This is a genomic window from Pseudomonas sp. Eth.TT006 (assembly GCF_054456575.1).
The window spans coordinates 101,032-121,401 of sequence record NZ_JBTJEN010000013.1 but is presented as its reverse complement, the minus strand read 5'-3'; the positions used below and the strand labels follow the sequence as shown (position 1 = coordinate 121,401).

Here is a 20,370-nt window from a genome sequence, read left to right as displayed (position 1 = left end):
GTGGATCCTTGCTCAGTCATGGGGCTTGTCGGGAAACCTGATTGCCGCGGATCACCTCCATCGGTGTCCGTGCATGGCCGCCAGAGGCCGGCGCTTTCGGCGCGGCGCCGAGGGCCAGTTGGGTGAACTGAAAGAGTTGGCTGTTGGCGTTGTCCAGGTGCGCCGGCGCCTGTTTTTCACCGGCCCAGTATTTGGCCAGCCGCTGCTCCTCGCTGCTGCGCACCGCCAGCCGTAACGTGCCGACCTGAGTGGCGAGCATCATTCGGCTCAGCAGTGGCTCGGGCACCGCCAGTACCACGGTGCGCGCGGCGATCCGGCGTTGATCCTGTTTGAGTTTTTCCTCGGCGCTCAGCGCCGGATTGGCCGGTTGACCATCGTTGGTCAGGCCGTACTGCTCACCCACGCCGAGCACGCGCATGGCCGGCACCACGATTTGCGCGGACTGCTGCAGGTTGCTGGCGTCCTGACGCAGAAACAGCAGCACGTCGACGTAATCACCGGGCACCAACTGCCCGGCAGCACCGATCACCTCATCCACCGCCACGGTCAGTGCGCGCTCGTCACTGTGAATCATCCGCGCCAGCGCGCCGCCAGCTTCGAAGCTTTGCTCATTGAGCCAGCTGCCGGCACTCAAATGCCGCCAGGGAATGCGCCCGACGGCTTGGTCAATACTGGCGAGACTGCCTGCCGGCGCACTGCGCAGTTTTTCCACCGCAACATCGGCAGCCGTCAGAGGGGTAAAGGGCGGGACATCGTGCAACAGCACCACCACGGGCTGACGGGTCTGGTCTTCGGCGGCAGCGACTGTTTTTTCCACCACCACGGTCGGAGCGGCGGGCGGCTGGTCAACAGGAGCCGGTTGCCGACTGAGCACCAGGCCCCAGTAGCCGACGACGATTGCACCGAGCAACAGCACCGCTGCAAGACCCATGGTGACGCGACTGTTCATAACGGCGCTCCCTTTCCTGCTGCCCCACAGCCTGTACTTCCTGATGAGAGAATTTTTCGCGATCAAGCAGCTATGAACATGCAACGATTTCGCTATTTCCACGCTAGCTGATACGGGCCAAAACGCCATTAGTGACAGGAAAATATCTTACTAAAGTATGAGTTATGGCCAATTAACTGTAGGGAAGGCGCAACCAACGATCCGGTTAATCCTTTGTGATTAATCCGTTCTTACAGTTGTTGACCGGGGGTTTGTTGACAATGCTCTGATAGCACGGTGAAGGCATGCCGCTGTAGCGTTGGATCGGCGCCATAGGCGCAAAGGAGTGGACCTTATGATTCTCGAATATCTGCTGGCCAGAGCCCGTCTTTTTTTTAAAAGCGAGGAAGGGGCATCGGCCATCGAGTATGCAATCGTGGTGGCAATGGTCGCCGTGGTTGTCGTGGTGTTCGTGACACCTGTCGGCAACAAGGTACTGGCGATTTTCAACACCGTACTGACCAGCCTCGGCGGAACAGCACAAGTGCGACCTGTGCCTTGATTGTTCCCATTGCGTTCAGTGCCTGCGCGCGAAAGAGCAACAGCGCGCCAGGCCATTGACGAAAGCTCCTGATTTTCCAGCGCCCGGCCACCGGCCGGGGCAAAGGAGAGCGGTTATGGTTCTTGAATATCTGCTGATGCGTGCACGGGCATTCCTGGCGAGCAGTGAAGGCGCCTCGGCCATTGAGTACGCGATCGTGGTGGCCATGGTGGCGGTGGTGGTCGTGGTGTTCGTGACCCCGGTTGGCGCCAAGGTACTGGCCATTTTCAACAGCGTCCTGGTGTCCCTCGGCGGCACTGCGCAAACAGCCCCGGTGCAGACGCCCTGATGTGAGTCGCGCCCGGCGAATGTCGCGCTACACTCGACCTCATCTCCAGTTTTTCAGGGACTGCCCATGACTGCCTCCTCACTCCCCCGCCAACAGTTGCTTCTGGTTGACGATGAAGAGGACGCGCTGCTTGAGCTGGCCGAGCTGCTGGAGGGCGAGGGCTTTGTCTGCCACACCGCGACCTCGGTGAAACTCGCCCTGCACCACCTCACCCGCCATCCGGATATCGCCTTGGTGATTACCGATCTGCGCATGCCGGAGGAGTCCGGCATGTCGCTGATCAAACGCCTGCGCGAACACACCTCCCGCGAGCATTTGCCGGTGATCGTCACCTCCGGACATGCCGACATGGAGGACGTCAGCGACATGCTGCGCCTGCAGGTGCTGGACCTGTTTCGCAAGCCGATCTATCACGTGCGCCTGCTGGAAACTCTGGACAATCTGTTCCCCAAAGCGAAGACACAGACCGGCTGATTCAGGCGCGAGGTTTTTGGCAGAATTGACTGCCTGCGCGCAAGGAGCAGGCTATCGGGAATCAGTGTGCGGTCTGACGCTGACGGGCCGCCGAAGCACTGGGCGATAACGCCAATGCCAACTGCGTACGGTTATGCATGTGGGTCAGGCGCAACACCTGCGACACGTACAACTTCACGGTGTTTTCGGTGATGCCCAGCTCGCAGGCGATCTGATAGTTGGTCTGCCCTTTGCCCACCAGACGCGCCACATCCAGTTGCCGTGGCGACAGCTGATTGAAGATCTGCGGAATATCCTGATCTGCCTCAGTGCTTTCACCGCCGAGCGAGTCGCTGACCACCGCCGTCGGATGGCGCCGGACCTTGTCCAGATCGTGGTAGAGGTCGTCGATGGATTCGGAAAGAAATTGCAGCTTCTGGTTCAGATGCCCCAATTGCAGATTTTTCTGCCGCTCGTGCAGCGCCGCCTCCTGACGTCTCACCCCTTCGAGCAGTTCATCCATGTCGATCGGCTTCTGATAGTAGTCGGCAATCCCGGCGCGCAGGGCCTTGATCACGTCCTGCTTGTCGGCGCGACCGGTGAGCATGATCGCTTCGAACGCCCGGTGTTTGCCGCTGATGCGCTGCAGTTCCTGCACCAGCTGGATGCCATCCATGTCCGGCATGTGCAGGTCGCTCAGCACCAGACCGATCTCCGTGTCTTCGCTGAAACGCTCGATCGCCTGCTGACTGGATGCACACGGTACACAGCGGTAGCCGCTGCTCTCGAGAAACTCGCACAACTCTTCAACGATCAACGGTTGATCGTCGACCACGAGCACTTTTACCGCCGAGGTAAGCTTGTTCACGAACCACTCCATTGCTCGGGCCAAAGCTGGCTGTTTCTGCACTCTGGCGGTGTAACGGCTTCATTTGAAAGTAGACGCACTTTCCGACTATGTACATAGAACGGGTGGCAACTGGCAATTAGTGGATCCAATGAATAAACCCTAGGACGCCGACCAGCACGAACGGTGCAAATGGCAGCTTCTTTGACGCTCCTGGCTGCAGATGGCGAAGATGTTCTCTAAGTCCTTGACTCATATGCAGCCAGACTCTTGGCGCAATCAGCAGCCAGAGCAAACTGGCGATAGCCGCGCCGATAAACGCGCAAAGAAGGAATAAACCGTTCGTCGCAAGGCCCATGGCTGTCATTAGTTTCACATCGCCGGCGCCCATGCGGCCCATGAAATACCCCGGCAACGTCAACGCCAAAGCCAGCGCGCCAGCCCAGAGTCCCTGCTGCGCATCGGCGCCCATCCAGGTCGTACCGGTCGCCAGCAGATAGATCAGCGCCAGGGCGCCCGCACCGAACGTCAGCCCATTGGCGATACGCCGTTGCCGGGCATCCTGGGCGGCGCACACCGCCAGCCAGATCAGGAGAACGAAGCTCTGCATCCGGTTAAATCCCGTCCGATTTTGCTGAATGATTCTATGCTGATACCAAGCAGTGAACGTCAGGGTAGACGCAGTCATGAAAACCGGCTTTGCAAAATCACAGGCAGGCGCAGTGGCGATTGAATTCGCTCTGGTATTCGTGATTTTTTTTGCGGTGTTCTACGCGCTGGTCAGTTACAGCCTGCCGTTTGTGTTGATGCAGACCTTCAACCAGGCAACCGCCGAAGCCGTACGCCGTGGCGTCGCGGTCGATCCCAACACACCCGGTTACGCCAGCGTGCTGGTGAGCACCGCCAACGCCGCGTTGACCCAACAATTGCAGTGGGTGCCATCGACACTGAACCTGGTGGTCGGTGTCGACACCTCGGCGGTGTATGACGCCAGCGCCGGCACACTGACGGTCAGCGTCAATTACCCCACCAGCAAGCTCAATCAGGTCATCCCGTTTCTGGTGTTGCCGGGGGTGGGCACGGTACCGAGCCTGCCCGCCAACCTGACCGCCACATCGAGCCTGAAATTTTGACCGCCGGTGACCACCTGTTCGGGCGCCTGCTCAAACGTACGCCTGCCGCCGCCAGCGAACTGCCCGATCATCTCGGCACGCCGCCGCTTGGCTTGCATCTGCATCTGGATCACGACGGCTGTGTGTTGCAGATCGCCGGGCCGCTGCGTCATCGGCTGGCGCAACAGCCGCCCCACGGTTCACCGTTGCCGCTGTCGGATTATTTACTGGCGCACAGCACCCTGGCGATTGAAGGCCGCCCGCAGGACTGGCAAGGGCACATGCTCGACCTGGATTTCCCGGGTCTTAGCGATCAGACCCTGCACCTGCGCGGCTGGGTGCAGCCGTTGGCCGAGGGCTGGGCGCTGCAACTGATGGACATTGGCGATCTGCTGCTGGAGCGTCAGCAATCGCGCCAGCGCGAATCCTGTCAGGCGCTCGCCGGGCAGATCAGCGACCACTTGCGTACGTGCAGTCTGACGCGTCTGCCGACGGTGCTCAGTGAGCAATTGCAAGCCATCGCCCAGCGCTGGCGTATCCCGTGTCTGGCCATCGCCCTGCTCGACGAACAGGAACAGGGCTGGCAGATTTTTGCGCAGTATCGCGCCCACGATGCGCCGAACCTGTGGCAAAACGGCCAACGTCTGGGCACACCGCTCGACAGCCTCAACGGCAGCGCCCCGCAGCGGCTCGGCGCGCATCATGGCTTGTACGAACATTCACGGGTGGAAAGCGTGTTCGGCAACGCCGACGGCTTCGCCGTGCCCTACAGCGATGATCGCGGCGTGGCGGCATGGCTGCTTTGCGGTTTTTACAGCGTGGATCTGGCCGCACCGCACCTGAACGACCGTGACTGGATGGCCCTGACCGGCGCCCTCGCCGGCCCGTTGTTAAGCCGTCTGCGGGAGCAGCAACATCAGCACTACAGCGAACGCCTTGAATCCCTGCAAACCCTGCTCGGGACCGGTTGGTGGGAAATAATCGGGGATGACGTGCTACTGGCGCCTTCGCTATCAGCGGTGCTGCCGGCGGACGGTCCGCGGATCTCCCGGCAGGACTGGCTGGCGCTGATCCATCCGGCCGACCGCGAAGAACTGCGCAGCCGCCTGCACGCCCTGCAACTGCACGGTGAAGCACTGAACCTCAGCGTTCGTCTGCACCGCAACGGGCCGGGGCAAACACCGCTGTGGTATCGCCTGCAGGGGCAAGTCGCCGGCAGTGGCGAGCAGCGGCGGCTGGTGGGGTTCATGCTCGACATCAGCGACATTCACAATCAGCAGCAACGCGCCGAAGCCGCGCATGCGCGCCTGGACAATCTGATCGCCAGTTCGCCGGCGGTGATTTATGTCCAGCACTATGCCGAAGGCGCATTGATTCCGGCGTTCTTCAGCGCCAGCCTGCAGCCCCTGCTGGGCTGGACAGCGGATACCTGCAGCGCCGCCGACTGGGTGCAATTGATTCATCCCGAAGACCGCGAGCTGTATTTCGCCCGCACCCGCCAATTGTTGCGTGAAGGCTCGGCGCGCGCACGTTTCCGCCTGCGTGACGCACGCGGCGACTACCACTGGCTGCTCGACGAAGCCAAACTGCTGCGCAATGACCTTGGCCTGCCGGTCGAGGCGGTCGGCCTGTGGCTGGACGTCACTGAAGCGACTCTCGCCGCCGAACAGGTCAAAAACAGCGAAGAGCGCTACCGGATTCTGGTGGAAGACTCGCCCGCGATGATCTGCCGCTATCGCCCGGACCTGACCCTGACCTTCGGCAACCGCCCGCTGGCGACCTATTTGGAATGCACGCCGGAGCAATTGCCGGGGGTCGACTTGGGCAGCTGGATGTCCGACGAACAACGCGCAGCGTTCGTGCAACGCCTGGCGCTGCTGACCCCGGAGCAACCGGTGAGCACTGCGGAAATCAGCCTGCAACTGCCTGGGCGCGAGCATGCGTGGTGGGTCTGGTCCGACCGCGGAGTGTTCGATGAACAGGGGCGCCTGCTCGAAGTGCAGGCCGTGGGCCGCGACAACACCGAGGTGCGGCGCTCGCAGCAGCAACTCACGCAAAGCGCAAAAATGGCCACCCTTGGCGAAATGGCCACCGGCCTCGCTCACGAGATCAACCAGCCGCTGAACGTGATGCGCATGGCCATCGTCAACGTGCTCAAGCGTCTGGGCAACGGCGATGTGCAGATCGACTACCTGACCGACAAACTCAACCGCATCGACGCTCAGGTGCAGCGCGCGGCAAAAGTGGTCGATCACATGCGCGTGTTCGGCCGTCGCTCGGAGATCGAACAGCAACTGTTCAACCCGGCCTCGGCGATTGAAGGCACGCTGTCGCTGCTGGCCGAAGGCATGCGCGGCAAGGGCGTGGACCTGCGCATCAGCGAAACCGCGTTCAGCGTGCAGGTGCGCGGCTATGTCGATCAACTGGAACAGGTGCTGATCAACCTGATGGTCAACGCCCGCGATGCGCTGCTTGGCAAGCGCGAGAAGGACCCGACATTCAAGCCGTGGATTTCGATCTACGCCGAGCGTGATGAGCACAAGGTGCGGCTGTGGGTTGAGGACAACGGCGGCGGCATCGACCCGCGGTTGCTGGAGCGGATTTTCGAACCGTTCTTCACCACCAAACCGATCGGCGTCGGCACCGGGCTGGGGCTATCGGTGAGCTACGGCATCATCGACAACATGGGCGGCCATCTGAGCGTGCGCAACTCGCCGCAAGGCGCGCGTTTCTGCATCGAGCTGCCAGTGGTGCCGGCGGCCTAGATCACCAGATAGGCCTTGCCGGTCTGACCGCAGGTCATGTTGGCGCCGACGTCGACGTCCATCAGGTTGATGCCCAGGCTTTTAAGCAGATTGTTGAGCAGCGGGTCGAGCAATGGACTGACGGCGCCGGTCACCACCGGCAACAAGCGGCTGCTGACATCGCTGATCAACGACGCCACGCCGGTGACAATTGCGCCGAGCGGGTTGCCACCGACCGGTTGGTAGACGATCAGATTGATCCCGGCCAGGGTGTTGCTCAGGCTGCCGACGATGTTGTTGGTGGGGATCGCCGACTGCACGCTGGAAGGCAGTTTGAGATTGGGCGGTGTTGCGAACGGCGTGCCACTGGAAAACAGCAGATCCTGCGAATTCTGCGCGACCGAGGTATCGAGTTTGATCGCAATCCCGCCTGCGCCATATTGAATATGGGTGGCGGGGTCGCAACTGCCGAGGCCGAGGATTTTGTGACAGGTGACGATGCCCAGATCCAGCAGCGGCAGGGGCGCGACCACTGGCTCGGCCGCCGATGAAAAGGCGTTGGTCGGATCGATCTTGCCCAGCTTGAGGTCGGCAATCGAGGTGATGGTGTGGGCGGTCAGGCTTTTCGTACCGCCAGCACCGGTCGGGCAGCTGTAATCGGTGACATAGCTTTTCGCGCCGCCGGCATCCAGCGCGATATCGATTTGCGGGCTCGGCAGCAGTTTCGGGTCAAGTTGCTCGCAACCGGCGCCCAGCAGACAGAGCGCTGAATTGAGGGTGTCGACCAGATTCAGGCTCAGCAGCGCATTGAGGGTCGGGGTCAATGTGCCGACCAGCCCCAGCGCCGCATTGGCCAGCCCGGTCACCCCGGTCAGCACCGGCAGATTCACCGAGAGCAGCGTGCGAATCTGCGCCGTGCGCACGTAAATCCGGTCCGGCCCCAACGGGTTGGCCTTGGCCCGCGCCGGGTCGCCAATCGCCGAGAACTGCGGCGGCTCGATCACTTTGACCCGCACCGTGACGTTCGCCAACCCCAGCACGCTGATTGGCAAGGTCGCGGCCACCGCACTTTTGCTGTTGGCCAGTTGCACCACGCCCTGAATCAATTGCAGCAGTTGCAGGTTGGCATCCAGCCCGGCCGCGGTGGTGCCGGTCTGCAACTGCAGGATATCGCCGAGCTTGACCGGGGCTGCGTTGATCGCCGCGACCTGCAATTGCCCCAGCGCGGTGAGCACATCAGCCGTCGCGCCATTGAGCTGCACCACCGTCGCGGCCGCCTGAATCAGTTGCGTGACCGTGGCCTGGGTGTTGAGCAACTGGGTGTAGTTGCCGGCAGTGACGTTGAGGTTGATCGCCAGTTGGTCGAGGTAGCTGAGCAGGTTGATGTCGGTGTTGAGCAGGCCATTCCAGCCCAGCGCGGTGAGGTTGACGTTGCCGCCGAGCAGTCCGGAAAACAGCGGATTGAGAATGTTCGACTGCGCGGTGTCGATGTTCGCCAGGGCGCTGCGGATGTTCAGTTGCGCCACCGTCGGCATCGGTTGCGCAGCGACCGCCGAGGCATTCAGGGTGGTGGTCAGGCTGACCGCCGAGCCGCTGAACAAGGCTTGTACACCCCCGGCAAAACTGGTGGTCACGGTGCGGCTGGCTGCGACTTTCACCGCCTTTGACTGGGTCGCATCGGCAGCGAAGGTGCGCAGTCCACTGGCGGCGGTCTGCACGCTGCCGCAAGTGGTTGTCAGGGTGTTGTTGCTATCGACGCTGTAGCCATTGCGCAGGGCGTTTTGCCCCGCATACGTGGCAGCGCTAAGGCCGGCCAGACAGTTGCCGCCGCGACTGACGGCTTCCAGCGCCGCGCTGTCCACCACCCGCTGCAATTTGCGCTGCTCCATGTACAGCCGCCCGGTGTCGACCACCAGCAACATCATCACCAGCGCGAGGCTGAGGGTGGCGGCCGCCATCAACCCGATCGCCCCGCGTTGCCGGGCCGGGCCGCTGAACTGCGAACGTGGCGACATGGCGCACTCCTTTGCCGGCGCGTTGCCGAGCGCTACCTCCGATGGTGGATTTGAGTGTAGACGCGGCTAATGGCACCGCGCCATTTTGATGCCGCATAAACCTTGTGGGAGCGAGCTTGCTCGCGAAGGCGGAGTGTCTGTCACCTCCATGCCGAATGACCCGATGCATTGGCGAGCAAGCTCGCTCCCACAGGGGATTTTTGGTGGGGCGAAAAAAATGGGAGCTACTTGAGCTCCCATTTTCCAAACCGGTTCACCGCGGTGGATAGTTGGCCAATATCCGCCCGACCGTCTCGCGAATCGCGTTGCTGCGGTCCTCAGGGTTGGGTGTGCTGCTGAGCATTTGTTCATCGCTGCCGCGCCACACCAGTTTGCCGTCCTTGCCGTCTAGCAGGTCGATCTGGATCGTCGCCACCTTGTAGGTGATGTTGCGCGTTTCGTTGTACATCGGCGCGCCCCAGTAACCGTTCCACGGACCGCCCCACCCGCCGCCGTAGTTGGTGGTCACTTGCTGCTGGCGATCCTCGACGATCAGGTAGGTCTGCACGCTCAGATCACCCTTGGCCCCTGCAGCGGCAGGACGCAAACCGCGCTGATCGAGCTGGTCACTGACGGCCTGGCGGATGCGTTGCTCGGTCAGATCGCTGTGGATCCGCGGATCATCCGGGCGGTATTGCAGCGCGGGGTCTTTCCAGCTCCAGCTGCGATAGGCGGCAAAGTCGCGGCTGGCGTCGAAGTCATGATTGACCTGATGCGCGGCGCAGGCACTGAGCAGCGCGGCCAGGGCCAGTAAAGCGAGACGACGGAACATGATAGTTCTCCGGTTGAAGGCCTGAATCCGCGATGTGTTCTTGCGTAAAGTCTAGCTGGGCGGATAGGCCGACAGGGCCTTTTCCAGCGCTTGGCGAATCGCATCGGTGCGCACCAGTTGACTGCCCTGGTCGGCCGTTTCGGCGCTGGCGCTCCACACCGGTTGACCAGTGCCGGCGTCGAACAGATTGACCTGCACCACGACCACCTGCTCCTGATAAGTGCGCACAATCGGCACCGTGTTGTACATGCCGTAACCGCGCCCGTACCGATCATAGCCACTGTATCCGCCATAACCGTAATCGTCCTGCACCTGACGCAAGCGGGTTTCCAGATGCAGGCTGGCGCTCACCAACAGGTCGGCCGGACGATTGTCATGCAGCGGGCGCAGGCCACGCTGGTCGAGGGCATTGCTGACCGCCTCGGCCACTTGCGCCGAATCGGCCCATGCCGTGCCTGGCGGCAGTTGCCCGTTGAGCCAGGCCCAACTGCGATAGCGCGCGTAATCGCGCGGCGGGGCCGGATAGGCCCTGCGATCAAACGTGTTGGCGGCTTGCGCCGGCGCTGGCGGCAAGGGCCGCGATTGCGCCACATACGGGTTGCTGCCCTGGCAGGCGGCCAACCCCAGACAGATCAGCAATAGCCCCGATTGTGCTTTCATCTCGTGCTCCGCTCAGATCGGCCGGCAGATCCAGTGCAAGTAACGCCCAAGCCCGGCGAAGCTTGGGTGACGACGGTGCGCGAGCTCCATCTCCAGCAAATCCGCCAGTTCGACGCGGGCCTGGAATTCCACCGGCATGTAGTCGTGGAAAACCCGCACCCCGCTCTGGCTTTCGACCTGCCACAACCCATCGAGTTGCGTCGCCAGTTCCCGTGGGTCGAGCGGCTGTTGCGGGGTCAGGCTCTGCTTTTCGCCGGCCATGACGTTCTTGCGCATCTTCTTGAAATGGCCCTTGAGCAGGTTGCGGTAAATCAGTGCATCGCGGTTGTAGAACGCCAGCGACAGCCAGCCACCCGGCTTGGTCAGTTGGTGCAGCACCGGCAGGATCGCGTGGGGTTCGGCCAGCCATTCGAGCACCGCGTGACAGATCACCAGATCATAGGGTTCTGTCAGTTGACCCAGCAGGTCCTGCCACGGTGCCTGAATGAAGGTCGCAGTTTGCCCGGCCTCGGCGAAGCGCTGGCGGGCACCTTCGAGCATCGGCTCGGCCGGCTCGGTGAAGGTCACCTCGTGGCCGCGTTCGGCCAGCCACAGCGACATGTGCCCCAGACCGCCACCGATGTCCAGCACCCGCAGCGGCCGCTCCGGCAGCGCTTCGCCAAGGTCGGCCTGCAACACCGCAAGGCGGATGGCGCCTTTGGCGCCGCCGTAGATTTTTTCGGCGAACCGGGTCGCCAACTGATCGAAATGCCGGTCGCTCATCAGCTGAACCGCCGTTCGCTATCGGCGAGCTTGCTGCGCACCACTTCATTCATGTCCAGCCCCAGCTCGCTGCACAGCAGCAACAGGTACAGCACGATGTCGCCGACTTCCTGCCCGGCATGCGCCAGCTTGTCCGCCGGCAACTGGCGCGACTGGTCTTCGCTCAGCCACTGGAAAATCTCCACCAGCTCGGACATTTCGACGCTGGCGGCCATGGCCAGATTTTTCGGGCTGTGAAATTGCCGCCAGTCATTGCGGTCGCGAATGGCGTGCAGGCGTTCGGTCAGTTCAACAAGGTTCATCGGGTTCTCCTGAAGGCGTATAGCTTCGGGGGGATGCCAAGCGAAGGCAAGGGGCACGCTGTGCTTTTGGTGGGAGCGGGCTTGCTCGCGAATGCGTGGGTCAAGTAACTGATGAGTTGAGTGACCCACCGTCTTCGCGAGCAAGCCCGCTCCCACACAAGCTCGGTGCAAACCCTCTATAGTTGCAGGGAACTCGGCCACCTGCGCCGTGGCCCAAGGCTCAGCTCTTTCATCAGGATGCACACATGCAGGTAGAAAGCTTTTTCGAATGGCTCGGTCAGGCACTCGGCTCGATCATCCGCTTCGTCGTCGATGGCCTCAGCGGCCTGTTCAACATTCTGAGCAACGCCGGCGGCAATTTTGTCGATGGCCTGGCCAAAACGCTGGGCATGGACACCTCGATCATCAGCATCCTCGCGCTGATCGTCGGTTTGATGCTGTTGTGGTCGGCGATTCGCGCGTTCATGAATGCGTCGATCATTGCCGGGATCATCTGGCTGCTGCTGGGGTTGTGGTTGTTGAGCTGGATCATCCACTGACACCTCTCTTGCCCTGTGGAAGCGGGCTTGCTCGCGAAAGCGTCAGATCAATAAAAGCTGTTTTGACTGACACACTGCCTTCGCGAGCAAGCCCGCTCCCACAATAGATCGCATGACTCGCTACAATCCCTGCTCCCCCAAGGAGCCCGCATGTCCAACCTGATTGCCGACTGGCGCGACCGCCCGACTCACCGCAAGGTTTGGGCGCTGGCTGCGCCGATGATTCTTTCGAATATTTCCGTGCCGCTGGTGGCGCTGGTTGACAGCACCGTCATCGGCCACCTGCCCCACGCCCATCAGTTGGGCGCGGTGGCCGTTGGCGCCAGCCTCTACACCTTTCTTGCCTGGGCCATGGGTTTTCTGCGCATGGGTACCACCGGCTTTGCCGCACAGGCCGCCGGACGCAGCGATGGTGCGGCGTTGCGGCAGATTCTGTTGCAGGGCTTGCTGCTGGCGTTGGGGCTGGCGGTGATGCTCGGCGCTTTGGGCGTACCGTTGAGCGGCGTGGCGCTGCACTTCATGCAACCGTCGGCGGAGCTCGACCAGCTGACCCGCGAGTTCTTCCACACGCGCTTGTTCGGGTTGCCGGCGGCGCTGGCCAGTTATGCCCTGGTCGGCTGGTTCCTCGGCACGCAGAACGCCCGGGCGCCGTTGGCGATACTGCTGAGCACCAACCTGATCAACATCGCCCTCAACCTGTGGTTTGTGATGGGTCTGGATTGGGGTGTAGTTGGCTCGGCCCGCGCCTCGGTGATCGCCGAATGGAGCGGCGCCCTGCTCGGTCTGTGGCTGACCCGTGGCGCATTGCACGCTTATCCCGGGCACATCGCCTGGGCGGCGTTGAAGGCGTGGCAGAGCTGGCGCCCGCTGCTGGCGGTCAACCGCGACATCTTCATCCGCAGCCTGGCGCTGCAATCGGTGTTTTTCCTGATCACCGTGCAAGGCGCGCGGCTCGGCGATGCCACGGTGGCAGCCAATGCGCTGCTGCTCAACGGCCTGCTGCTGACCGCCCACGCACTGGATGGCCTGGCGCATGCGGTCGAGGCTTTGTGCGGCCACGCCATCGGCGCCCGTGACCGCCTCGCCCTGCGGCGTGCCCTGGTGGTGGCCGGCGGCTGGTCACTGCTCGCCAGCCTCGGTTTCGCCGCGCTGTTTCTGCTGGCCGGGCATCTGTTCATCGAAATGCAGACCAATATCCAGAGCGTGCGCGACACCGCGTTCATCTATCTGCCGTATCTGGCGGTGCTGCCGTTGATTGCAGTGTGGAGCTACCTGCTCGATGGCCTGTTTATCGGCGCTACCCGCGCCCGGGAAATGCGCAACGGCATGCTGCTGACGGTCGTTTTGCTGCTGCCGTTTGCCTGGGCGTTGCAGGGGCTGGGCAATCACGGGCTGTGGATATCTTTTCTGTTGTTCATGGTCCTGCGCAGCCTGACGCTCGGCGCGCTGGCGCTGTGGCTGCGGCGTCACGATGGCTGGTTCAGCGGCGGCCACGCTCAGGGCTGATCGGGTTGCCAGACCTGGCGCAGTCGTGCCAGTCGCGCGGCTGCACTCAGTCCGTCCGGCACTGGCGGCAATGGCGCGCGCGGATGCTGCAAGCGTAGCCAGAGCCAGTCATCGAGCAGCGTTTTTTCGCGAAACCCCAGCGCCAGCCCCTGCTGCACGTGGGCAGCCAGCGTCGGGTAGTCGGTTGCTGCCGATTGGCTCCAGCGCCAGATGTGTTGTTCCAGCAGACAACTCTGCAGGCGTTCACGCTGCCGGCGGGTAAGGCTGGCATCGATCCCCAGCGGTTCGACCGCCCATTGTGGATTACGCAGTTGCTGCCAGCCCTGGCTGCCAATGCCGAGGTCTGCCCAGGTACCACCGAACCAGCGCAGCACCTCGATCGGCCCAAGCCAGCGGCTCAGGTCGGCGGCATCACAGGCATCGAAGAAATAGCTGGCTGTCTGGCGATTGTAGTAACCGAGCAAGGCGCGGTGGTTAAGGCCGAAGGAAACACTGAGCATCCGCCGCAAATGCTTCAGCAGGGTTGGTTCGCCGGCCTGACTGGTGAGCAACAGACCACGCCAGGTCTGCGGATCGCGGTGACACAATCCAAGCAGCGCCGGGCACTCGTGCAAGTCGATCAAGCGCGGTCCGTGCTCGCTCACGGCTTGAAACTCGGTGCCGTCGAACAGCCGCGTACAGCGCACCCCGGCGAAGCCCCGACGCAAGGTCGCCAGAGCCTGCTGCGCATCGGCAGTGTCGAGCAGCAGCCAATTCGCCTGCCGGGCCATTCCGACGCCGCTCAAGTGGCGCCGCCCTGATCCAGCGAGGCGACCAGCCGGCAACTGCAGATCGCTGCGCTGCAGTGGCTGTAGCTGCCACCGCCCGGGATCAGGCACAACAACAGCAGTGGTTCTTCGGACCTGAGCCATTGCGCCAGGCCGGCGCTGGGCAGGTCGTCCGGCAGCGCGGAAAGCGAAGCCTCATCATCGTCTTCGTCTACTAAGGCTTCCTGCAATACCCCACTGATCACCGGCTGATCCGGATCCCCCTCAAGAAAGCTCACCACCACCTCGACGCCTTCACGCAACGACGCCAGCGCCGTCTCGCGCAACACTGGCGCGAGGGGCAGCCAGCAGTGGCTGGCGGCAGCGCCCTCGCCCTGATAAAGCCAGTCAAACTGCACGGCCACCGGGCGCTGGGCATCCGGCTGAGGCTCGTCGACCGTCACCACCCAGGCCCGTTGCAGACTGTGCATGCGCGGCCTGGCGCAGCGGCGCGCCGATCGCGGAACAAGTGCCTGGGCTGTGGCGAAGATCTGATTGCTGTACGCCGGTTCGCTGGCGGGATCGCCGCGATGCTCGATCCGGCTGAGCAACCAATGCCGATTGCACTCGGCCAAAGGATGTCCGCGCAGCGCCAGCCACTGGGCGCTGCGTAAGATTGGCAGGGTGCTGCGGCCTTCAGCACTGCGAGTCCCGGCAGGACGCTCGGGCCCTTCCCCTGCGTCCACCTGAACCACCCAGCGCTGTACCGTCGACGCGCAATCACGGCCCGGCGAGGCAACGTCGACCACCGGCAAACGCGCGGAGTCATCGACAAAGACCAGGCTATGCCCGTCGGGCCGGTGCTCGAAGTAATAGTGGATGCTTGCTTGCGCACACAAGCGCTGCACGAACTGCAGGTCCGATTCCCGGTATTGGGTGCAAAAGGTCCGCACCGGGTAGTCGCTGTGCAGATCGAAGCGCCGTTGCGCACCGAAAATCCCATGCTCTCTGAGCACCTGCGCCAGGATCTGCGGCACGCTCTGGCCACTGAAAATCCGCTGACTGAAACGCAGCGCCAGGCAATTCAGCTTTGGCCCCAGCGTCACTCGACACCAGCGCAGACCCTCGCCGTGCTCATGCTGGACGACACTCTGCAACTGACCATGCAAACCGTTGCCCGCCAGCCCGAACTGCAAAAAAGCGCAGCGGTGCAGCAGGCCAGCGAGGTCCAGGTGCGGGTCATTGACCATGATGTCGATGTCGAAGGCAAACGGCTCGCTGATGCCCTCGTTACCGGTAAAGGCCAGCACCTCGAAGGGCTCGGGCAGCTCCGCTACATCGAGACGAAACGACGGCTCGTTGACTGAATCGAACATGGGCGGATCTCTACAGGAGGGGCGGCCGGGGATTCTCGCCGAGAGCCATGGCCGAGTAGAGAGCTGAAGTACAACTTAGGAAATGACCTACGCGAAAAGCAGACCAAATGACTTTGCTGGTGCAGTTGGCCGAATCTTTCGCGAGGTTTATGGGATATGTCCCACCGGGTCATCCGAATTTTCCGCAGCGTGGGGGAAAAGTTCAGACAACCCGAAGGGCACGCACCTGATCTCAGGAAGACAGGTAGGAGGAGCGGGTCAGGCCCAGACGCAAGGCATCGAGGAACTGCGTGCGTTCGCTGGCACTGATGCGGGCACTGGCGCACTTGTCGCGGTAGTGAGTCATCAGTTCTTCCGGCGACAAGTGCACATAGCGCAGCATGTCTTCGATGGTGTCGTGGGTTTCGATCCCGGCGTGGTACACGCTGCCATCGGCGTTCTGGTAGATGTTCACCGAGTCGGTGTCACCGAACAGGTTGTGCATGTCGCCAAGGATTTCCTGATAGGCGCCGACCAGGAACACACCCAGCAAGTAATCCTCGCCTTCGTTCAGCGCGTGCACCGGCAGGCTGGTCTCGATGCTCTGCTCGTCGACGTACTGGTTGATCTTGCCGTCAGAGTCGCAGGTCAGGTCTTGCAGCACGGCGCGACGCAGCGGCTCTTCGTCCAGACGATGCAGCGGGATGATCGGCAGGACCTGATCGATCGCCCAGGTGTCCGGCAGGCTCTGGAACACCGAGAAGTTGCAGATGTACTTGTCGGCCAGCTTGTCGTTGAGTTCGTCGAGCACCTGACGGTGCGAACGCTGACGCGCCTTCAACGAGTTGTGCAGGCGGCGGCACACGGCGAAGTAGCACTGCTCGGCGAGGGCTTTTTCGGCCAGGGTCAGTTTGCCGTCGGCGTACTGCGCAGCCACGTCGCTCATGTAGTGGGTGGCGCGCCAGTAGGTTTCGGTGACCATTTCGATGTCGGTCGGACCGAGCAGGTCCACCAGCCACTGCACGGTTTCCGGCAGGTTTTCCTTGTTTTCGATCAGCGGGATTTCGTCGTTGTGCTTCTCGACGTCGGTCACCTGTACCACCAGCATTGCGTGGTGCGCAGTCAGCGAGCGGCCGCTCTCGGAGAAAATGTGCGGGTGCGGCAGGCTCTGCGCGTCGCAGAATTCCTTGAGCATCCCGACCACGACACCGGCGTAGTCGTCCATGTCGTAGTTGATCGAACTGGCGTTACGCGAGTGCGTGCCGTCGTAGTCGACACCCAGACCGCCACCGACGTCGATGTGATCGACCGGCAGACCGAGGTTGCGCAGCTCGCCGTAGTAACGGATCGCTTCCTTGAAGCCATGCTGGTAGTCGGCGAGGTTGGCGATCTGCGAACCCATATGGAAGTGCAGCAGGCGAATGCCTTGATCCAGGCCGGCCGCGCGGAAGCGCTCGACCACCGACAGCAGTTGCGCCGCCGACAGACCGAACTTGGATTTCTCGCCACCGGTGTCCGCCCATTTCGACGACGCCAGCGACGACAGGCGCACGCGCAGGCCGACCTGTGGCTTGACCTTGAGCGAGGCGGCTTCTTCGATCACCAGACCGACTTCGGATTCTTTCTCGATCACGATGAACACGTTGTGACCGAGCTTCTGGCCCATCAACGCCAGACGGATGAACTCGCGGTCTTTGTAACCGTTGCAGACGATGGTGCCGCCCTTCGGCGCCAGCGCCAGCACGGCCAGCAGCTCAGGCTTGGAGCCGGCTTCCAGACCGATGGAGACGTTCTGGGTGGCGATGATGTTCTCGATCACCGCTTCCTGCTGGTTGACCTTGATCGGGTACAGCGCGGTGTACTTGCTCTGGTATTCCAGGCGCTCGATGTTCGAGTCGAAAGCACCGGTCAGCTGACGGACGCGGTCTTGCAGGATATCGGGGAAACGCACCAGCAATGGCAAGGACAAGCCGCTCTTGCGCAGCTGGTCGACTTGTTCGAACAGGTCGATCGGCGAGCTGCTCGGGCCGTTCGGGCGAACTTCGACGCGACCGGCGTCATTGATCGCGAAATACCCGGCCCCCCAATGGCGAATCCCGTAAACACTGCGGCTGTCCGCAACTGTCCATTGGCTGCCATCGTCTTTACGTGTGCGTCGTACGGACATCGAAGTCCCCTATAAAGAAGTCATAGTGCGTCGCCTGTTCGCAGGCCGGCGCAGTCTAAAGAATGAAAATGACGATTCATCAGCGCGGCGGTAGACCGCGCTGACCGCGTGTAGTTTAGAAACCGGTTTGAACAGGCTCTGTGAAAACCATGGAGACGACGCCGGCGCTGCGTGCAGAACCGGATCAAGCCGCGGGTGGTTTTCACAGAGGCTGCTAGCCGCCGGACTTCTTCGCTTTGAAACCGTGCTTGATCAGCTCCGCCAAGAGTAGCTCGACATGATCGCCCTGGATTTCGATGACCCCGTCCTTCAACGCTCCGCCGGTGCCACAACGTTTCTTCAACGTGGTCGCCAGCTCTTTGAGGGCATCTTCGGCCAGAGGCACGCCGGTGATGGTGGTCACCGTCTTGCCGCCACGGCCCTTGCTCTCGCGACGTACGCGGGCAATGCCGTCCCCGGCCGGGATCACGGTTTGTTTGCAGATACAGGCGTCCACCGGTTTGCTGCATTCCGGGCAATGACGACCTGCGTCGGTGGAAAATACCAGGCCACCAAGGGCGGCGAAGGATGCGGCTTTTTTGGCCACCGGCAATCCTCTTGGGAGGACAAAGACTGATCGCGACCTTGGGCAAGGTCATCGACCGCGAAGCCCCACTCAGGCAGGGGCAGCGCTACTGCACCGATACAGATATCCGTGGATTCTGTGACATTCAATGTAGGAGCTGCCGCAGGCTGCGATCTTTTGATCCTGATCTTTAAAAGATCAAAAGATCGCAGCCTGCGGCAGCTCCTACACGTAGGTCGTCGTGCTGATCCACGTCAAACCATTCGGTACAGCTTGAAAAGGTCGCGCAGTGTAACGGCAAAAAGCGCAATTGCTAAGAGCCAATCGGCGCCAATTCATGCGTTCTTTGCGACACCGCTTTGCTGAGCCTTGAGATAGCGCTTCAATGCCGCCAGAGAGTCCGGGCAGTAAGGCTTTTGCTCGATTTCCAGCAGCACTTGCTCGACGGGAATAAAGCGCGCTTCCAGGACTTCTTCCGGCTGCAGTTTCAGCGGACCGTCCCACACGGCGGAAAAGGCCGAGCACCACAACCGATTGCCGGTGTCCTCGAAGTAAAAATGATCGTGAGCGGTGAGTTCCACCCCGCTCACGCCCAACTCTTCTTCAAGCTCACGGGCCGCCGACTCGGCGTAAGTCTCATGCGCCTGGACCATGCCGCCCGCCGCCACGTCCCAGTAACCGGGATAGATCGCCTTGCTCAAGGTGCGCCGGTGCACGCAGAGTTCACCGGCGGAGTTGAACAGCATGATGTAAGTACCGCGCCCGATCAGGCCGCGCTCACGCAAATCGGCGCGCACCAGAGCACCGAGCAGGTTGTCCTGCTCGTCGACCCAGGCGATCTGTTCGGCATCGGAGGCAGCGCGGTGCGCCGCCTCTTTGGCGCTATCGACCATGACTCAACCCTGATTGAGCAGTTGGCGCAGATCGATCACTGCGGCGTTGGCCCGGGAGATGTAGTTGGCCATGACCAGCGAGTGGTTGGCCAGCACACCGAAGCCGCTGCCGTTGAGAATCATCGGGCTCCAGACCGGCTCCTGCGACGCTTCCAGCTCGCGGATGATCTGGCGCACGCTGACCGTGGCATTTTTCTTCGCCAACACATCGGCGAAGTCGACTTCGATGGCGCGCAGCAGGTGCGACAGCGCCCAGGCCTGACCGCGGGCTTCGTAGAACACGTTGTCGATCTGCATCCACGGGGTCTCGACGACTTCTTCGTCAACCTGCGGCACTTCACCCACCGCCGGCACTTCGGTTTTCAATGCGGTGTTGAGTTTGACCCGGCCGACGCTGGCCGACAGACGTTGCGACAGCGAGCCCAGACGGGTGCCGACATCGCCCAGCCAGTTGTTCAGGTTGTCGGCGCGCGCATAGAACAGGGCGTTTTTCTGACTCGGGTCAGACAGACGCGCCTGATAGCGGCTCAGGGAGTTGATGCCTTCCTGGTATTCCGACTCGCTCGACGGCAGGATCCAGCTCTTGTTGTCGAAGTTGAAACGCGGTTCGGCCTTGGCCAGATCGGCGTCTTCGGCCGACTGCGATTGCGAACGGGCGAAGTCTTTGCGCAGGGCACGGGTCAGGTCACGCACCTGCACCAGCACGCCATATTCCCAGCTCGGCATGTTGTCCATCCACAGGCCCGGCGGGAAACGGTCGTTGGAAATATAGCCACCCGGCTTGTCCAGCAAGGTGCCGGCCACGCTCTTGAGGGTTTCCACCGTGGTGTAGCCGACGACCATCTGCTTGCCTTCTTTCTCGGCTGCGACTTGGGCGTTTTGCGCCACCGGGAACAGCGCCGGCTCCTGACTCCAGTACCAACCGAGGCCAATGGTCACCAGCAGATAAATGCCGATCAGCGTGGCCAGCGCACGGCTGAACAACAGCCCGCCGACATAGCTGCGGGTGGCCGACTGCGGCTCAGCGGCACGTTCAGGCGCGCTGCCCGCGCGGTTCTTCCAGTCCAGCATGGCG

The 20,370-nt window shown here is 62.2% G+C and carries 21 protein-coding genes; 7 read left to right on the top strand and 14 right to left on the bottom strand.

From position 1 onward, the window contains the following. Positions 1 to 16: 16 nt before the first annotated feature. On the bottom strand, positions 17 to 949 hold the full coding sequence (gene cpaB, locus ACXR0M_RS20500) for a Flp pilus assembly protein CpaB (protein WP_458833589.1): 933 nt from the start codon (positions 947 to 949) through the stop codon (positions 17 to 19). Positions 950 to 1,283: 334 nt separating this feature from the next. On the opposite strand from cpaB, the gene ACXR0M_RS20495 reads away from it, so the two are divergent. The 3 genes from ACXR0M_RS20495 to ACXR0M_RS20485 all read left to right on the top strand — a co-directional run bounded on the left by ACXR0M_RS20495 (position 1,284) and on the right by ACXR0M_RS20485 (position 2,292). Then, positions 1,284 to 1,490, top strand: a complete 207-nt coding sequence (locus tag ACXR0M_RS20495; RefSeq protein WP_458833588.1) for a Flp family type IVb pilin — start codon at positions 1,284 to 1,286, stop codon at positions 1,488 to 1,490. A gap of 115 nt (positions 1,491 to 1,605) precedes the next feature. Continuing rightward, positions 1,606 to 1,818, top strand: a complete 213-nt coding sequence (locus ACXR0M_RS20490) for a Flp family type IVb pilin (RefSeq protein WP_458833587.1) — start codon at positions 1,606 to 1,608, stop codon at positions 1,816 to 1,818. A gap of 66 nt (positions 1,819 to 1,884) precedes the next feature. Continuing rightward, entirely contained in the window at positions 1,885 to 2,292 is a 408-nt protein-coding gene (locus ACXR0M_RS20485) for a response regulator (protein ID WP_458833586.1), read from the top strand. A 61-nt stretch (positions 2,293 to 2,353) separates the two neighbouring features. Here ACXR0M_RS20485 and ACXR0M_RS20480 read toward each other — a convergent pair whose 3' ends face one another. Together ACXR0M_RS20480 and ACXR0M_RS20475 are read right to left on the bottom strand one after the other, a co-directional pair. Beyond that, on the bottom strand, positions 2,354 to 3,139 hold the full coding sequence (locus ACXR0M_RS20480) for a response regulator transcription factor (RefSeq protein WP_458833585.1): 786 nt from the start codon (positions 3,137 to 3,139) through the stop codon (positions 2,354 to 2,356). A gap of 118 nt (positions 3,140 to 3,257) precedes the next feature. Then, a complete protein-coding gene (locus ACXR0M_RS20475; protein WP_458833627.1) occupies positions 3,258 to 3,728 on the bottom strand; it encodes a prepilin peptidase in 471 nt (156 codons plus the stop codon). 76 nt (positions 3,729 to 3,804) lie between these two features. On the opposite strand from ACXR0M_RS20475, the gene ACXR0M_RS20470 reads away from it, so the two are divergent. Together ACXR0M_RS20470 and ACXR0M_RS20465 are read left to right on the top strand one after the other, a co-directional pair. Next, complete coding sequence (locus ACXR0M_RS20470; RefSeq protein WP_458833584.1) at positions 3,805 to 4,251, top strand: TadE/TadG family type IV pilus assembly protein; 447 nt, start codon at positions 3,805 to 3,807, stop codon at positions 4,249 to 4,251. Then, positions 4,248 to 6,995 (top strand): PAS domain-containing sensor histidine kinase, encoded by a 2,748-nt coding sequence (locus tag ACXR0M_RS20465; RefSeq protein WP_458833583.1) that lies wholly within the window; start codon positions 4,248 to 4,250, stop codon positions 6,993 to 6,995. Before ACXR0M_RS20470 ends, ACXR0M_RS20465 begins: the two co-directional genes overlap by 4 nt. Here the strand turns inward: ACXR0M_RS20465 and ACXR0M_RS20460 are convergent. The 5 genes from ACXR0M_RS20460 to ACXR0M_RS20440 all read right to left on the bottom strand — a co-directional run bounded on the left by ACXR0M_RS20460 (position 6,992) and on the right by ACXR0M_RS20440 (position 11,524). Continuing rightward, positions 6,992 to 8,989: a pilus assembly protein TadG-related protein gene (locus ACXR0M_RS20460; protein ID WP_458833582.1), complete on the bottom strand. Its 1,998-nt coding sequence runs from the start codon at positions 8,987 to 8,989 to the stop codon at positions 6,992 to 6,994. The two genes, ACXR0M_RS20465 and ACXR0M_RS20460, sit on opposite strands and share 4 nt — an antisense overlap. 253 nt (positions 8,990 to 9,242) lie before the next feature. Further along, positions 9,243 to 9,800: a DUF4136 domain-containing protein gene (locus ACXR0M_RS20455; RefSeq protein WP_458833581.1), complete on the bottom strand. Its 558-nt coding sequence runs from the start codon at positions 9,798 to 9,800 to the stop codon at positions 9,243 to 9,245. Positions 9,801 to 9,851: 51 nt separating this feature from the next. Then, the gene (locus ACXR0M_RS20450; protein WP_458833580.1) at positions 9,852 to 10,460 is read right to left on the bottom strand and encodes a DUF4136 domain-containing protein; all 609 of its coding nucleotides are present in this window, start codon (positions 10,458 to 10,460) and stop codon (positions 9,852 to 9,854) included. A 12-nt stretch (positions 10,461 to 10,472) separates the two neighbouring features. After that, positions 10,473 to 11,222 carry a methyltransferase gene (locus tag ACXR0M_RS20445; RefSeq protein WP_458833579.1) on the bottom strand — a complete coding sequence of 250 codons (750 nt, stop codon included), beginning with the start codon at positions 11,220 to 11,222 and terminating at the stop codon, positions 10,473 to 10,475. Further along, on the bottom strand, positions 11,222 to 11,524 hold the full coding sequence (locus ACXR0M_RS20440) for a MazG-like family protein (protein WP_017336358.1): 303 nt from the start codon (positions 11,522 to 11,524) through the stop codon (positions 11,222 to 11,224). The genes ACXR0M_RS20445 and ACXR0M_RS20440 overlap by 1 nt, the downstream gene beginning before the upstream one ends. A gap of 245 nt (positions 11,525 to 11,769) precedes the next feature. On the opposite strand from ACXR0M_RS20440, the gene ACXR0M_RS20435 reads away from it, so the two are divergent. Both ACXR0M_RS20435 and ACXR0M_RS20430 read left to right on the top strand, forming a co-directional pair. Further along, complete coding sequence (locus ACXR0M_RS20435; protein ID WP_458833578.1) at positions 11,770 to 12,063, top strand: hypothetical protein; 294 nt, start codon at positions 11,770 to 11,772, stop codon at positions 12,061 to 12,063. Positions 12,064 to 12,213: 150 nt separating this feature from the next. Continuing rightward, the gene (locus ACXR0M_RS20430) at positions 12,214 to 13,569 is read left to right on the top strand and encodes an MATE family efflux transporter (protein WP_458833577.1); all 1,356 of its coding nucleotides are present in this window, start codon (positions 12,214 to 12,216) and stop codon (positions 13,567 to 13,569) included. Here the strand turns inward: ACXR0M_RS20430 and ACXR0M_RS20425 are convergent. From ACXR0M_RS20425 to ACXR0M_RS20400, 6 genes are all read right to left on the bottom strand, one after another. After that, positions 13,560 to 14,354 (bottom strand): DUF4123 domain-containing protein, encoded by a 795-nt coding sequence (locus tag ACXR0M_RS20425; protein ID WP_458833576.1) that lies wholly within the window; start codon positions 14,352 to 14,354, stop codon positions 13,560 to 13,562. The two genes, ACXR0M_RS20430 and ACXR0M_RS20425, sit on opposite strands and share 10 nt — an antisense overlap. After that, on the bottom strand, positions 14,351 to 15,691 hold the full coding sequence (locus tag ACXR0M_RS20420) for a contractile injection system protein, VgrG/Pvc8 family (RefSeq protein WP_458833575.1): 1,341 nt from the start codon (positions 15,689 to 15,691) through the stop codon (positions 14,351 to 14,353). Before ACXR0M_RS20420 ends, ACXR0M_RS20425 begins: the two co-directional genes overlap by 4 nt. Before the next feature lie 232 nt (positions 15,692 to 15,923). Continuing rightward, positions 15,924 to 17,837, bottom strand: coding sequence for an arginine decarboxylase (gene speA / locus ACXR0M_RS20415; protein ID WP_458833574.1), 1,914 nt, complete (start codon positions 17,835 to 17,837; stop codon positions 15,924 to 15,926). 214 nt (positions 17,838 to 18,051) lie between these two features. Further along, positions 18,052 to 18,423, bottom strand: coding sequence for a translation initiation factor Sui1 (locus ACXR0M_RS20410; RefSeq protein ID WP_041068080.1), 372 nt, complete (start codon positions 18,421 to 18,423; stop codon positions 18,052 to 18,054). A gap of 314 nt (positions 18,424 to 18,737) precedes the next feature. Beyond that, positions 18,738 to 19,295, bottom strand: a complete 558-nt coding sequence (locus ACXR0M_RS20405) for an NUDIX hydrolase (protein ID WP_458833573.1) — start codon at positions 19,293 to 19,295, stop codon at positions 18,738 to 18,740. Positions 19,296 to 19,298: 3 nt separating this feature from the next. Further along, positions 19,299 to 20,366 (bottom strand): DUF2333 family protein, encoded by a 1,068-nt coding sequence (locus ACXR0M_RS20400; protein WP_458833572.1) that lies wholly within the window; start codon positions 20,364 to 20,366, stop codon positions 19,299 to 19,301. Positions 20,367 to 20,370 lie beyond the last annotated feature (4 nt).

Excerpts from the sequence above, each read along its gene's own strand:
- ACXR0M_RS20485 (WP_458833586.1), top strand. The coding sequence starts at position 1,885 with ATGACTGCCTCCTCACTCCCCCGCCAACAGTTGCTTCTGGTTGACGAT.
- speA (WP_458833574.1), bottom strand. The coding sequence starts at position 17,837 with ATGTCCGTACGACGCACACGTAAAGACGATGGCAGCCAATGGACAGTT.
- ACXR0M_RS20440 (WP_017336358.1), bottom strand. The coding sequence starts at position 11,524 with ATGAACCTTGTTGAACTGACCGAACGCCTGCACGCCATTCGCGACCGC.
- ACXR0M_RS20495 (WP_458833588.1), top strand. The coding sequence starts at position 1,284 with ATGATTCTCGAATATCTGCTGGCCAGAGCCCGTCTTTTTTTTAAAAGC.
- ACXR0M_RS20420 (WP_458833575.1), bottom strand. The coding sequence starts at position 15,691 with ATGTTCGATTCAGTCAACGAGCCGTCGTTTCGTCTCGATGTAGCGGAG.
- ACXR0M_RS20450 (WP_458833580.1), bottom strand. The coding sequence starts at position 10,460 with ATGAAAGCACAATCGGGGCTATTGCTGATCTGTCTGGGGTTGGCCGCC.
- ACXR0M_RS20475 (WP_458833627.1), bottom strand. The coding sequence starts at position 3,728 with ATGCAGAGCTTCGTTCTCCTGATCTGGCTGGCGGTGTGCGCCGCCCAG.
- ACXR0M_RS20455 (WP_458833581.1), bottom strand. The coding sequence starts at position 9,800 with ATGTTCCGTCGTCTCGCTTTACTGGCCCTGGCCGCGCTGCTCAGTGCC.
- ACXR0M_RS20470 (WP_458833584.1), top strand. The coding sequence starts at position 3,805 with ATGAAAACCGGCTTTGCAAAATCACAGGCAGGCGCAGTGGCGATTGAA.
- ACXR0M_RS20435 (WP_458833578.1), top strand. The coding sequence starts at position 11,770 with ATGCAGGTAGAAAGCTTTTTCGAATGGCTCGGTCAGGCACTCGGCTCG.
- ACXR0M_RS20490 (WP_458833587.1), top strand. The coding sequence starts at position 1,606 with ATGGTTCTTGAATATCTGCTGATGCGTGCACGGGCATTCCTGGCGAGC.
- ACXR0M_RS20445 (WP_458833579.1), bottom strand. The coding sequence starts at position 11,222 with ATGAGCGACCGGCATTTCGATCAGTTGGCGACCCGGTTCGCCGAAAAA.
- ACXR0M_RS20400 (WP_458833572.1), bottom strand. The coding sequence starts at position 20,366 with ATGCTGGACTGGAAGAACCGCGCGGGCAGCGCGCCTGAACGTGCCGCT.
- ACXR0M_RS20460 (WP_458833582.1), bottom strand. The coding sequence starts at position 8,989 with ATGTCGCCACGTTCGCAGTTCAGCGGCCCGGCCCGGCAACGCGGGGCG.
- cpaB (WP_458833589.1), bottom strand. The coding sequence starts at position 949 with ATGAACAGTCGCGTCACCATGGGTCTTGCAGCGGTGCTGTTGCTCGGT.
- ACXR0M_RS20430 (WP_458833577.1), top strand. The coding sequence starts at position 12,214 with ATGTCCAACCTGATTGCCGACTGGCGCGACCGCCCGACTCACCGCAAG.
- ACXR0M_RS20405 (WP_458833573.1), bottom strand. The coding sequence starts at position 19,295 with ATGGTCGATAGCGCCAAAGAGGCGGCGCACCGCGCTGCCTCCGATGCC.